The following is a 13,094-nucleotide window of genomic DNA, read 5'->3' on the forward strand; positions in this document are numbered from 1 at the left end:
GGAGAAGCCGATTTTGGCCGCGCCGTCACCAGCAGCCGAATTGCGTATCGCGGGTGTGCACAGACCGGCCCGCCGCGTGTACGATTCACCCCGTCGCCGGGCGGCTCCCCCCGTGGTCGCCCGGCGCTCAACCTCTCCGTCCCGCCGCCCTACACTAGCCGGGATGAGCATTCCCTCCCCCGCCGACGAAGCCCTGGTCTGTTCGGCCCGGGGCTGCCGGTCGGCCGCCGTCTGGGTGCTGGAGTGGAACAATCCCCGTCTGCACGACCCCGATCGGCGCAAGACCTGGTTGGCCTGCGACGAGCACCGGGGCAGCCTCGGTGACTTCCTGGACGCCCGAGGCTTCCTGCGTGCCGTCACTCCGGTGCCCGGATCGCCTACGCTCGACCTGTGAGCGGCGACCCTCCGGCTTCCCCCGGCCCCACTTCTCCGTCCTGGCCGCCCACCCCGGCCGCCACCCCTCCCGGCGTCGATCCGCCGCCCGGCGCGTTCCCGGCACCGGGCACGCTCGGCCCCGAGCCCGCCGCGCCGGACGTCTCGACGCCCGCCCCACTGCCACCGGGCGCGCTGCCACCCGGTCACCGGCCGACACCCGGCGCCGACCACCGCGCACCCGAACTGCCACCCCCCGGTCTCCTGCCGGCCGACCCCGGCGCGTCCGGGGCTCACCCGTCCGACCCCGGCGCGTCCGGGGTGCTGCTGACGGCCGCGCCGGGTGGTCGGGGGCCGCTGGAGCCCTGGCCGGACACCGTCAACTGGCAGCCGATCTCCACCGACCTGATCTGGGTGGAGCTGATCCGGCTGGCGGTCGTGGTCGCCATCGGGCTGGCGGTGACGGCGGTCGGCTGGGCCCTCAGCGGCCACTGGCTGTTCGGGCTCGCCGTCGCCGTGGTGCTGGTGCTCGGCGCGTGGCGGGCCGTCGCGATCGTCCGCGCCGTCCGGGCCTGGGGGTACGCAGAGCGGGAGAACGACCTGTTGGTCCGGCACGGGCTGCTGGTCCGCCGGCTCTCCATCGTGCCGTACTCGCGGATGCAGTTCGTCGACGTGAGCGCCGGGCCGTTGGAGCGCGCCTTCGACCTGGCCACCGTGCAGTTGCACACCGCGGCTGCGGCCAGCGACGCCCGGGTGCCCGGGCTGCGGCCGGCGGAGGCGTCCCGGCTGCGCGACCGGCTCACCGCGCTCGGCGAGGACCGGGCGGAGGGGCTGTGAACACCCGCGCGGGCAACCGCCGAACGCGTCGAGGGCCGCGCCGATGAGCGACGGACCCGCCGAGCCGAGCACCGTGCCACCCACCGGCCCGACGCCCCCGGGACCGGTGGTGCCCACCGGCACGGCACCCGGCGGCCCGCCGTTCGCTGAGACACCTGGTGGCGCGCCGTTCGCCGGCGGACCCGGTGGCCCGCCGTTCGCCGGTGCGGCGTCGTCCGGGCCGGTGCCGCCGGGGGTGCCCGCGCCGTGGCCGGGACCACCGGGCGGCGGCGTCGGCGAGCCCCGGCAGCGGCTGCATCCGCTCAGCCCGGTGCTGCACGGCGCCAAGTCCCTGGTCGTGGTGATCGCCGGGTTGTCCTGGTCGACGCTGTCCCGGGTGGGCTTCGGCTGGTTCGCCGTCACGGTGGCGGTGCTGGCGCTCGGCGCGACGGTGCTGTCGGTGATCAGCTGGTACAACACCGGCTACCACGTCGTGGGCCGGGAGCTTCGGGTGTACGAAGGGCTGCTCTGGCGGCGTACCCGGGCCATCCCGTTGGAACGGTTGCAGGCCGTGGAGGTGGTCCGGCCCCTGCTCGCGCAGCTCACCGGCCTGGCCGAGCTGCGTCTGGAGGTGGTCGGCGGCGGCAAGACCGAGGCGCCACTGGCGTACCTCGGGGTGGCCGACGCGACAGTGCTGCGCGAGCGCCTGCTGGCGCTGGCCGGGCGGGTGGCGCAGCCGCCCACGCCCGGCGACGCGGCGACCCCGGTCGCCCCGGGTGCGCCGGCGCCGCCGCCGGCCGCGCCGGGCCGGCCACTGCACGCGGTACGCAACCAGAACCTGCTGATCAGCCAACTGCTCACCCCGCAGGCGTTCCTGCTCCCGTTCGGTGTGGCGTTCGTCGTGGTGCAGTTCCTCACCGCCGGCTCATGGTCGTTCGTCGCGGTGGCGAGCACCCTGACCGCGATGGCGGGTGTCCTGCTGCAACCGATCCGCCGGGTGCTCGACGACTGGAACTTCCGGCTGGCCCGCGACCGCGGCACGCTGCGGGTGCACAACGGCCTGCTGGAGACGCGCGCGCAGACCGTGCCGCTGGAGCGGGTGCAGACCGTGCGGGCCACCTGGCCGCTGCTGTGGCGGGTGAAGGGCTGGCTGCGGCTGCGGCTGGAGGTGGCCGGTTACTCCGTCGCGGAGGCCGACGACCGCAACCGGCCCGACCGGCTGCTGCCGGTCGGCGACCTGCGGACGGCGACGATGATCGTCGCCGAGGTGCTTCCCGGGGTACGCCTCGACGCGCTCCCGTTGAGCCCACCACCACCGCGAACCCGTTGGCTGCACCCGCTGGGCCGTACCGCGTTCGGCGCGGGCCTGTTCGAGCGGGTGTTCGCCACCCGGTCCGGGCTGCTCACCCGACAACTGGTGATCGTGCCGTACGCCCGGATCCAGAGCGTGCGGGTGGTCCAGGGGCCGATCCAACGCCGTCTGGGCCTGGCCTCCGTCCACGCGGACACCGCTGGCGGCTCCGGTGCCACCGCACAGGACCGCGACCTGGCCGAGGCCTGGGCCCTGGCCGCCGACCTGACCACCAGAGCCCACCAAGCCCGCACCCACCCCCACCCCTCACCTCGTTGATCATGAGGCTATTGCCCGACAGGCCGTGCTGGAGGGCAACAACTTCATGATCAACCGGCCCGGAAGCCGGGGGCCGGGGGTGGGTGGTTAGTGGTCGGCGGGGACTGAGGTGGGGGTGGTGGGGTCTGGTTCGCGGGGGGTGGGGGGTTCCGGCTGGTTGGTCGGGGTCGGTGGGGGTTCCTTGGCCTGGTCCGACTTGGCGCTCGGGTGGCGGGTGCGCCACGCCGCCCAGCCGCGCTCCGCCAGACCGACCACCAGGAAGGTCATCCCCACGTACGCCCAGCCGACCAGCACGTCGATCACATAGTGCTCACCCGAGTAGACCAGGGTGAAGGTCATCGCCAGCGGGTACGCGAGCAGCAGCGGCCACCAGCGACGACGGGTGGCGGTCAGGAAGAACAGCACCACGAACAGCGCCCACGCGGTGTGCAGCGAGGGCATCGCGGCGACCGGGTTGGAGGCGATCTGGCCGGCGTTGAGGACGTTGCCGGCGCCGTGCATGCCGAACGCCTTCCAACCCCGGGTCGAGATCCGGGCGACCTCGGTGAGCAGGCCGTTCTGCGCCGCCCACCAGGGCGGGGCGGCCGGGTAGACGAAGTAGGTGACCAGGCCGGCCGCGCAGAGGAAACCCCAGCGCCGCATGTACGCCGCCCAGCGGTGCCGGTCGCGTATCCAGAGCACCGCGGCGGCGGCCAGCGCCACCACGAAGTGGGAGAAGTACACCCAGCTCGCCGCGACGTCCCACCAGTGCACCTGCGGGTGGTAGAGGTGCTGCTGCAACCAGACGGTGGGCACCTCACCGCCGGTGGCCCAGCCGAACATGAACCGGTCGGCGACGATCAGCTCCATCGCGTGCGGCGTCGCCCCGTTGTCGGCGAACCCGCGCGAGAGGTTGTACACCACGAACAGCAGCACCACCGGCACCCAGTCCCGGGCGAAGCGCAGGTGACTGCGCCAGGGCCGTTCGCTGTTCCAGGCGATCGTCGCGGCCCAGATCCAGACGAAGGCGTACGCCGGGTCGGTGGGCAGGCCGATGGCCAGCCACGCGGCGACGAAGGCGACCGCCCAGACGGTCATGGCGACGATGCGCCGACGACCCCCGTCCGGGGACGCGGGCGGGTCGGTCCGGGCGGGGGGCTGGGGGTCAGTCACGACGGCCATCGGGGTCAAGGTTAACGACGGGGCCGGCATCGACCGACGGGGACCACCTGGCGGGGTCGTGCACAGGTGGGCGGGCGGGCGGTTCCGGATCCCCGGCCGCTTGCTCGGCGGGCCCGGTGAGCACCTAGGCTGACGCCATGCAGGAGCAGCCTGAGCCGGCCCTCGCGCCGGGTCTGACCGCCCAGGTCGAGTTGACGGTCACCGACGCGGACACCGCCCAGGCGGTCGGTTCCGGGGACGTACCGGTGCTGGGCACTCCCCGGGTGCTGGCGCTGGCCGAGGCGGCCACCGTCGCGGCGACGGCGACCGGGATGCCGCCCGGTTCGACGACGGTGGGCACCCGGGTCGAGTTGGAGCACCTGGCGCCGACGGTGGTCGGCCGGACGGTCCGTGCGCAGGCGCTGCTGGCGGCCGTCGACGGCCGCCGGTTGTCGTTCGAGGTCACGGTCAGCGACGGGGACCAGACGGTGGCCCGGGGTCGGGTGGAACGGATCCTCGTCGACCGGGCACGTTTCGTCGAGCGCGCCGGGCGGGCGTCGTGAACGCCGGCTTCGCCGAGGTCGCCGACCGGGTGTACGTGCTGGCTGAGCCGCTGCTGCGGGTCAACGTCACACTGGTCGTCGGCGACGACGAGGCGCTGGTGGTCGACACGCTCTCGTCGGCCGCCCAGGCCACCGAGCTGGCCGGGGCCGTCCGGGCGGTCACTGACCGTCCGTTGACGCTGGTCAACACCCATCACCACTACGACCACTGCTTCGGCAACGCGGTACTGGCCGGCGACCCACCCCGCCCGGTGTACGCGCACGAGCTGGCCGCCGCCGCCCTGCGCGAGGAGCCGGAGCGGCTGCGCCGGGAGGCGTACGAGGAGTTGCGCACGCAGCATCCCACGCTCGCCGCGGAGCTGGCCGACACCCCGCTGCTCGCCCCGACGCACACCGTGCACGTCGAGACGGTCCTCGACCTGGGCGGCCGACGGGTGCTGCTGCGACACCCGGGGCGGGGGCACACCGAGGCCGACCTGGTGGTGCACGTGCCGGACGCCGACGTGCTGGTCGCCGGGGACCTGGTGGAGCAGAGCGGCCCGCCCGCCTTCGAGGACTCGTACCCCCTGCAGTGGCCGGACGCGGTCGCGGACCTGCTGCGGCTGACCACCGCGCGCACCGTGGTGGTCCCGGGCCACGGCGACCCGGTGGACGTCGACTTCGTCCGGGCCCAGCACGCGGAGCTGGCGAAGCTGGCCTGGCTGATCCGGGCGGCGCACACCGGCAGCGCCCCGCCGGAGCGGGTGGCCGCCGAGGCCCCGTTCGGCGCCCGCCCCGCCCTGGTCGCCGCCCACCGTGGCTACCTCGAACTGACCGGCACGGCCTGACCGCCTACACCGACGTACGGCGCCACTGCTGGTGGGTGCCGCCGTTGCAGCTCCACTGGTCAACCCACTCCCCACCCGCCATCCCGCGCCGATCTTGCACTTTCTGCGGCGCCAAACATGGGCAAAGCTGCCCAATCGCCAACCGAAAGTGCAAGATCGGCGGAGTGAGGGCGGGGGCGCGGGGGCGCGCGGGGGGGTGAGGTCAGGGGTTGAAGCGGTTTTGGACGGCGGCGCGGGTGGGCATGGCGGTGGCACCGCCCGGGGACTCACAGACCAGGCCGGCCACCCGCAGGGCGAAGGCCACCCGGTCGACCCAGCCCGACGGGTTCTCCGGTTCGCCGTCGACGAGCAGATCGGCGATGAGCGCGGCCATCACCGAGTCGCCCGCGCCGGTGGCGTCGATCGCGGTGACCTTGGGAGCCGGAACTCGGACCGGGTCAGCGTTGGCGGCTGCCAGTACCGCACCGGCCGCGCCGAGCGTCACCACCACCGTGGCCGCCCCCAGCTCGCGCAGGTACGCCGCCACCCCCTCCACCGGCTCACCGGGATAGAGCAGGACGGCGTCGGCAGCGCTCAGCTTGACCAGGTGCGCGCCGGCCGCGAACTCCGCCACCACCTCGCGTAACCCTTCCAGCGCGCCCGGCCCGGTCAGCAGCCGGGGACGGACGTTCGGGTCGAAGACCCGCAGGCCCGTGGCGAGCGACCAGGCACGTCGGGCAGCGGCCAGCGTGCCGGGTTGGAGCAGCACTATCGAGCCGCAGTAGAGCACGTCGGCACCCTCCAGCAGCGCCAGCTCCAGATCGTCGGGGCCGAGCAGTCCGTAGGAGGCCGGTTCGCCGTAGAAACGGAAATCCGGTTCCGGCCCGGCATACGTGACGACCGCCAGCGTGGTCGGCGCGGGCACCGTGATCGCACCGGCCACCCCGACGTCGGCCGCGGTGAGGAACGCGCGGATCCGGCCGCCCAGCGCGTCATCACCGAGCGAGCCGACGAACTGTGCCGCGCCGCCGAGTCGGGCCACCCCGACCGCGACGTTGAGCGGCCCACCGCCGATGGCCTGCCGGTACACCCGCTCCCCGTCCACCTCGCTGTCGAGCAGGTCGACGAGCGCTTCGCCGAGCACCACCGCGTATCCCATGCCGTTCCTCTCGTCGTCGCCACCGGCCGCCGCTCGCCGAACCGATCGCCGTGGCACCAGGCTGGCACAGCGCGCGCCCCGATGGGCGCCGAAGGCCCGGCACCAACGGGCGCGCTACCCCGACCGGTGGATCGGCCCGTCGAGCGCGGCGAGAGGGCGGCCGGTGCCGCCCCACCGGGCCGCGACGATCTGCGCGGCCACACTCACCGCGGTCTCCTCAGGGGTACGACCACCGAGGTCCAACCCGATCGGTGAGGCGAGCCGGGACAGCTGCTGCGGGCTGAGCCCCGCCTCGGTCAGCAGCTTGTGCCGCTCGTCGTGGGTGCGCCGTGAGCCCATCGCGCCGACGTACGCCAGCGGCTGGCGCAGCGCCAACTCCAGCAACGGCACGTCGAACTTCGGGTCGTGGGTCAACACGCACACCACAGTGCGCTCGTCGAGTCGACCGGCCGCCACCTCGGTAGCCAGGTAGCGGTGCGGCCACTGCACCACCACCTCGTCCGCCCCGGGAAAACGCCGCGCGGTGGCGAAGACCCGCCGGGCGTCGCAGACAGTGACCCGGTAGCCGAGGAACGCGCCGATCCGGGCCACCGCGGCAGCGAAGTCGATCGCCCCGAAGACGATCATCCGGGGTGGGGTGGCGTACGTGGTCACGAACAGACTGACGCCGTTGCCTCGGCGCTGCCCGTGGTATCCGTACCGGAGCATCCCGCTGCGCCCCGTGGCGAGCAGCCCGAGGGCGTCGGCGCTGGCGGCGTCGTCGAGCCGGTCGTCGCCGAGCGAGCCGACGCGGCGCTGGCCGGTCAGCACCAGCCGCCGGCCGAGCCGCCGGGCCGGGTCGCTCGCCCCGGCGGGGCCAGCGGCGGCCGGCGAATCATGCGCGTCGGCCGGTCGGCGGCCGGCGTCGGCGGCCGGTGTGTTGGTGGCGTCATCGACCGGTCGGCCCCCGGCGTCGGCGGCGACGCAGGTGGCGTCGGCGGTCGGTGGGTGGTGGGCGTCGGCGGCGACGCAGGTGACGACTGCCGCCGGGTGGCCGTCGCGGCGGGCGGCGGCGACCGCGTCCAGCGCCGGCAGGGCGCTCGCGTCGACACGCTCGACGAACACGTCGAGGATGCCGCCGCAGGTCAGGCCCACGGCGTACGCGTCATCGTCGCTGATCCCGTAACGGCGCAGCTCGGGTTGGCCGGTGTCGAGCACCCGGCGGGCCCGTTCGTAGAGATCCGCCTCGACGCAGCCGCCGGAGACGCTGCCGACGACGGTGCCGTCGGTCGTGACCACCATGGCGGCGCCGGGTGGCTGCGGGGCGGATTGCCAGGTGGCCACGACGGTGGCCAGCGCGACCGGCTCGCCGTCGCGGCACCGGCGGTGCACCTCGTCGAACACGTCCGGCACCGGCTGCCGCCTCTCCGTTCCCGCTCCCCGTAGGCAGGATATGGCGTTCAACGGCGACCGGCGGGTCTTCTCTTGCATCGAGCAATGCCTATTGCGCCCGCCCGGTACGGCATGGTGGGATGACGCGTACCGGGCGGTGCGAGGGCTGCGGCGCCGCCGGTTGCCGGGTTGGTTAGACGCGAGGGCACCGGTCCAGGACAGGACCGTCGACGGCGCACGTCCACCGGCCGATTCCGCCGGGGCACGTCGCTGTGATCGTCGCACCGCTCACGACAGCGGGGCGATCAGGCCACATCCCACCCGATTGCGGCGAGGCGGCTCAGGCAGCGCGCCTCGCGAGTCAGGAGAACCCGTGAATCGTTCCCGTACGGCCGCGTTACTCACCGCGGCCGTGACCCTCGCGCTGGGCGCTGTCGCCGTGGCGTCCGGTCCGGCCGCCGCGCACGGCGCGGCGATGACGCCGGGCAGCCGCACGTACCTGTGCTGGCAGGACGGCCGCAGCCAGACCGGTGAGATCAGGCCGAACAACCCCGCGTGCGCCGCCGCGGTGGCGCAGAGCGGGGCGAACTCGCTCTACAACTGGTTCAGCGTGCTGCGCTCCGACGCGGGTGGCCGGACCACCGGCTTCATCCCGGACGGGCAACTGTGCAGCGGCGGCAACTCCGGTTTCCGCGGCTACGACCTGCCCCGCACCGACTGGCCGCTGACCCACCTGACCGCCGGGGCGCGGTTGGACTTCAAGTACAGCAACTGGGCGCACCACCCGGGCACGTTCTACTTCTACGTCACGAAGGACAGCTGGAGCCCGACCCGGGCGCTGGCCTGGAGTGACCTGGAGCAGCCGTTCCTCACGGTGACCAACCCGCCGCAGCGCGGCAGCGTCGGCAGCAACGACGGGCACTACTACTTCAGCGGCAACCTGCCGTCGGGTAAGAGTGGCCGGCACATCATCTACTCCCGTTGGGTCCGCTCGGACTCGCAGGAGAACTTCTTCGGCTGCTCCGACGTGACCTTCGACGGCGGCAGCGGCCAGGTCACCGGCGTGGGTCCGGGTGGTACGCCGACCGACCCGCCGACCGACCCCACCGATCCGCCGACCGACCCGACGGATCCGCCGACCGACCCGACCACCCCGCCGCCGTCCGGCGGTGCCTGCATGGCCTCGTACAAGGTGAGCAGCTCCTGGCAGGGCGGCTTCCAGGGCGAGGTCACGATCATGAATCACGGCAGCACGCCGTTCTCCGGTTGGACCGCGAGCTGGACCTGGCCCAACGGGCAATCGATCAGTCAGATCTGGGGTGCCACCCAGACGTCGTCCGGTTCAACGGTGACAGCGACGAACGTCGCCTACAACGGCACCGTCGCACCGGAGGGCAGCACGACGTTCGGCTTCCTGGCCAGCAGCACAGGAACGAACGGACTTCCCACTGTCACGTGCGCCGGCCGCTGACCACCACCTGAAATGATCAAGAGGTTTGCGTCACCCGGAGTGCTTCCGGTGACGCAAACCTCTTGATCAACAGGGTGGGGCGTGGGTCAGCGGACCATGGAACCGACCACCGGCTTCGTGAGCAGCGCGGACTGGTTGCGCTGGATACCCGGGTCGAGCGTCTTGGCCACGAAGATCGCGTGCCAGATGCAGAAGATCAGCACCGTCCACACCTTGCGGGAGTGGTCGGCCTCCTCCCGCTTGTGCTCGTCGAGCAGCCGCAGCGCGTACGACAGGTCGAGCAGATCGCCCGCACCCGAGGTGCTGAGCACGTGCCGGGCCCACTCGTACATCTCGCCGCGCAGCCAGACCCGGGTCGGGGTCGGGAAGCCCAGCTTCTTGCGGTTGACGATGGCCGGCGGCACGACCCCCTGCAACGCCTGGCGCATCGCGTACTTGGTGGCGTCCGAGCGCGGCGGCAGCTTCAGGTCCACCGGGATCTTCGCCGCGACGTCGAAGACCTCGCGGTCGAGGAACGGCACCCGCACCTCCAGCGAGTGCGACATCGAGATCCGGTCGGCCTTGACCAGAATGTCGCCGCGCAGCCAGGTGTAGAGGTCGACGTACTGCATCTTGGTGACGTCGTCCAGCTCCGTGCACTCGGCGTAGATCGGGGCGGTGACATCCGTGTAGCGCACCGAGGGGTCGTAGCGGCGCATCAGCTGCTGCTTCTCCTCCTCGGTGAACATCCGGGCGTTGCCGTAGTAACGCTCCTCGATCGGGGTGGTGCCGCGCTCCAGGAAGCTCTTGCCCTTGACCCCCTGCGGGATCGCCCTGGAGACCGCGCGCAGCCCCTTCTGCACCCCGCCGGGCAGGCCGTTGACGGTGCCCAGCGACAGCGGCTCCCGGTAGATCGTGTAGCCGCCGAAGAACTCGTCGGCGCCCTCACCGGAGAGCACCACGGTGACGTGCTCGGCGGCCTTCTTGGCCACGAAGTAGAGCGGCACCAGCGCCGGGTCGGCCACCGGGTCGTCCAGGTGCCACACGATCTTCGGCAGCGCGTCGATCATGTCCTGCGGGCCGATCTTGGTGGGGATCGTGGTGACGTCCAGGTGCCGGGCCGAGTCCTGCGCGACGTCGATCTCCGAGTAACCCGGCACGTCGTAGCCGACGGTGAAGGTGAGGATGTTCGGGTTGAACTCCCGGGCCAGCGCCACCACAGCCGTCGAGTCGATGCCGCTGGACAGGAACGAGCCGACCGGCACGTCCGAGCGCATGTGCATGCGCACGCTCTCCCGCAGCGTCTCCCGGATCTCGTGGTAGAGCTTCTGCTCGTCGTCCACCGGCGCCGGCCGGAACACCGGCCGGTACCACCGACGCACGTCGATCCGCCCGCCCGGGGTCCAGTTCAGGTACTCCCCCGAACCGATCCGGCTGATCCCCTTGTGCAGGGTGCCCGGCTCGGGGACGTACTGCAGGGTCAGGTAGTGGCTCAGGTTGGCCGTGTCGACGCCCGCGTCGCCCTGGTAGTTGCTGTGCGCGAACGGCAGCAGCGCCTTCTTCTCCGAGGCCAGGTAGAGGCCGTCGGCGGTCTCCAGGTAGTGCATCGGCTTGATGCCGAAGTAGTCGCGGGCACCGAACGCCCGGCGCTCCTGCCGGTCCCAGATGACGAAGGCGAACATGCCCCGCAGGCGGGTGAGCACCTGCTCACCCCAGAAGTGGTAGCCCGCAACGATCACCTCGCCGTCACCGGCGGTGGCGAACTGGGCACCGAAGTTCCTGATCAACTCCTCGCGCAGCTCGATGTAGTTGTAGATCTCGCCGTTGAAGGTCAGCAGGTAACGGCCGTTCGCGTAGGGCAGTGGCTCGTGGCTCGACGCGACGTCGATGATGGCCAGCCGCTTGTGGGCGAACACGCCGTCCGCGTACCGGCCGGAGGCGTCGCCGACCACCTCGACCCCGGTCTCGTCGGGGCCGCGGTGGTGCAGGCATTCCAACGCTCCGGCGATGTGGTCGCGGTGCGCCGCGGCGTTGCCGTTCGCGCTGAAGAAGGCCAGAAGTCCGCACATGGTCGTCATCTTTCCACGCGCGCTGTCGGCCCTTGCAGCCGTCCGTCGATCCACCCGACTCCCGGGGGGCGTTACCGCCAACCGCACGCGCGGTACCGTCGGGACCAGCAACGAAGCGGAGGGAGCGGCGCAATGACCGAGGGACGCACCGACGGTACGCCAACGGACGGTACGGAATCGCACGATCCGGACTTCCCGGAGGCGTTCCTGTCCTTCATGCGGCAGGGCTGGCGCGACACCGCGCTCCCCGTGACGCCCCGCCCGGAGACCCCCAACTACGCCAAGCGGCGGGCTGCCCTCTCGGCGGCCTTCCCCGGCGAGACGCTGGTGATCCCCACCGGCACCGAGAAGGTCCGGGCCAACGACACCGACTACCCGTTCCGGCCGGGCAGCGACTTCGCCTACCTGACCGGCGACCACGACGCCGACAGCGTGCTGGTGCTGCGCCCCAACGGCTCCGGGCACGACGCGATGCTGTACATGCGGCCCCGGTCCTCCCGGGAGACCGACGAGTTCTTCCGCAGCCGCAACGGCGAGCTGTGGGTGGGCCGGCGGCACACCCTCGCCGAGAAGTCGACCGAGCTGGGCCTGCCCACCGCTGACCTGACCGGCCTGGAGGCGACGCTCGCCGACCTGGCTCCGGGGCGTACCCGTGTGTTGCGCGGTTTCGACGCCCAGGTGGACGCGGCCGTCCGCCCCTATGACGGGCCGCGCGCCGACGGCCAACCGGCCCGGGACCGGGAGCTGGCGATCGCCATCTCGGAAATGAAGCTGGTCAAGGACGAGTGGGAGATCGGCCAACTCCAGGACGCGATCGACGCCACCGTCCGCGGCTTCGAGGACGTGGCCCGGATCCTGCCGGCCGACCGGGCGGTCTCCGAGCGGCTGCTGGAGGGTGTCTTCGCGCTGCGGGCCCGCCACGACGGCAACGACGTCGGGTACAGCTCGATCGTCGGTGCCGGCGAGCACGCCACCATCCTGCACTGGGTGCACAACCACGGCGCCACCCGACCGGGTGACCTGCTGCTGATGGACATGGGTGTCGAGGGCCGCAACCTCTACACCGCCGACGTGACCCGGGTGCTCCCGGTGAACGGGCGGTTCACCGCCCTGCAACGCCAGGTCTACGACATCGTGTACGCCTCGCAGCAGGCCGGCATCGAGGCCATCCGCCCCGGGGTGAAGTTCAAGGACGTCCACCTGACCTGCATGCGGGTGCTCGCCGAAGGGCTGTCCGACCTGGGCCTGCTGCCGGTGAGCGTGGACGAGGCGATGGACGAGAAGTCGACCGTCTACCGCCGGTGGACACTGCACGGCTTCGGGCACATGCTCGGCATCGACGTGCACGACTGCTCCAACGCCCGCAAGGAGACCTACCGCGACGGCGCGCTGGGCGAGGGTTACGTGCTCACCGTCGAGCCCGGTCTGTACTTCCAGCCGGAGGACGAGCTGGTCCCCGCCGAACTGCGCGGCGTCGGCATCCGAATCGAGGACGACGTGCTGGTCACCGCGACCGGCGCGGTGAACCTGTCGGCCGGGCTGCCCCGCACCTCTGACGAGGTGGAAACCTGGCTCGCCGAACAGCGCGAAGCCGGCCCCCGCCTACCCGGCTAACCCGCCCCGCCCCTGGCCAGCCCGGCCCGGCCCGCCCCTGGCCCGCCCGGCCCCCGGCCGCCCGGCCCAGGGCCCCCCCGCCCGGGCCCCCCCGGGCCCCGGCC

General features: G+C 72.6%; 11 protein-coding genes. 7 read left to right on the forward strand and 4 right to left on the reverse strand.

Translation table 11 applies throughout. The features are described 5' to 3' along the window. Positions 1 to 163 precede the first annotated feature (163 nt). The 3 genes from KBX26_RS11045 (at position 164) to KBX26_RS11055 (ending at position 2,818) form a co-directional block, all read left to right on the forward strand. Positions 164 to 394, forward strand: a complete 231-nt coding sequence (locus KBX26_RS11045; protein WP_030337808.1) for a hypothetical protein — start codon at positions 164 to 166, stop codon at positions 392 to 394. A 299-nt stretch (positions 395 to 693) separates the two neighbouring features. After that, entirely contained in the window at positions 694 to 1,209 is a 516-nt protein-coding gene (locus KBX26_RS11050) for a PH domain-containing protein (RefSeq protein WP_210865372.1), read from the forward strand. Positions 1,210 to 1,252: 43 nt separating this feature from the next. Beyond that, the gene (locus KBX26_RS11055; protein ID WP_247680450.1) at positions 1,253 to 2,818 is read left to right on the forward strand and encodes a PH domain-containing protein; all 1,566 of its coding nucleotides are present in this window, start codon (positions 1,253 to 1,255) and stop codon (positions 2,816 to 2,818) included. Between the two features lie 87 nt (positions 2,819 to 2,905). Here KBX26_RS11055 and KBX26_RS11060 read toward each other — a convergent pair whose 3' ends face one another. Beyond that, a complete protein-coding gene (locus KBX26_RS11060; RefSeq protein ID WP_247680451.1) occupies positions 2,906 to 3,979 on the reverse strand; it encodes a phosphatase PAP2 family protein in 1,074 nt (357 codons plus the stop codon). Positions 3,980 to 4,116: 137 nt separating this feature from the next. Here KBX26_RS11060 and KBX26_RS11065 point away from each other — a divergent pair, with 137 nt between their 5' ends. Continuing rightward, complete coding sequence (locus KBX26_RS11065; RefSeq protein WP_210860977.1) at positions 4,117 to 4,521, forward strand: thioesterase family protein; 405 nt, start codon at positions 4,117 to 4,119, stop codon at positions 4,519 to 4,521. Beyond that, complete coding sequence (locus KBX26_RS11070) at positions 4,518 to 5,348, forward strand: MBL fold metallo-hydrolase (RefSeq protein WP_030337813.1); 831 nt, start codon at positions 4,518 to 4,520, stop codon at positions 5,346 to 5,348. Before KBX26_RS11065 ends, KBX26_RS11070 begins: the two co-directional genes overlap by 4 nt. 202 nt (positions 5,349 to 5,550) lie before the next feature. Here KBX26_RS11070 and KBX26_RS11075 read toward each other — a convergent pair whose 3' ends face one another. After that, the gene (locus tag KBX26_RS11075) at positions 5,551 to 6,486 is read right to left on the reverse strand and encodes a PfkB family carbohydrate kinase (RefSeq protein ID WP_210865359.1); all 936 of its coding nucleotides are present in this window, start codon (positions 6,484 to 6,486) and stop codon (positions 5,551 to 5,553) included. A gap of 114 nt (positions 6,487 to 6,600) precedes the next feature. After that, a complete protein-coding gene (locus tag KBX26_RS11080; protein WP_210865360.1) occupies positions 6,601 to 7,878 on the reverse strand; it encodes an XdhC/CoxI family protein in 1,278 nt (425 codons plus the stop codon). 352 nt (positions 7,879 to 8,230) lie between these two features. On the opposite strand from KBX26_RS11080, the gene KBX26_RS11085 reads away from it, so the two are divergent. Further along, positions 8,231 to 9,328 (forward strand): lytic polysaccharide monooxygenase, encoded by a 1,098-nt coding sequence (locus KBX26_RS11085; protein ID WP_210865361.1) that lies wholly within the window; start codon positions 8,231 to 8,233, stop codon positions 9,326 to 9,328. An 86-nt stretch (positions 9,329 to 9,414) separates the two neighbouring features. Here the strand turns inward: KBX26_RS11085 and asnB are convergent, their stop codons facing one another. Then, positions 9,415 to 11,376 (reverse strand): asparagine synthase (glutamine-hydrolyzing), encoded by a 1,962-nt coding sequence (gene asnB / locus KBX26_RS11090; protein WP_036412658.1) that lies wholly within the window; start codon positions 11,374 to 11,376, stop codon positions 9,415 to 9,417. A 132-nt stretch (positions 11,377 to 11,508) separates the two neighbouring features. On the opposite strand from asnB, the gene KBX26_RS11095 reads away from it, so the two are divergent. Then, positions 11,509 to 12,990: an aminopeptidase P family protein gene (locus tag KBX26_RS11095; RefSeq protein WP_210865362.1), complete on the forward strand. Its 1,482-nt coding sequence runs from the start codon at positions 11,509 to 11,511 to the stop codon at positions 12,988 to 12,990. Positions 12,991 to 13,094: the final 104 nt, after the last annotated feature.

Origin of the sequence: Micromonospora sp. C97, assembly GCF_018070385.1 — a bacterium.
Taxonomy (GTDB): Bacteria; Actinomycetota; Actinomycetes; order Mycobacteriales; family Micromonosporaceae; genus Micromonospora; species Micromonospora parva.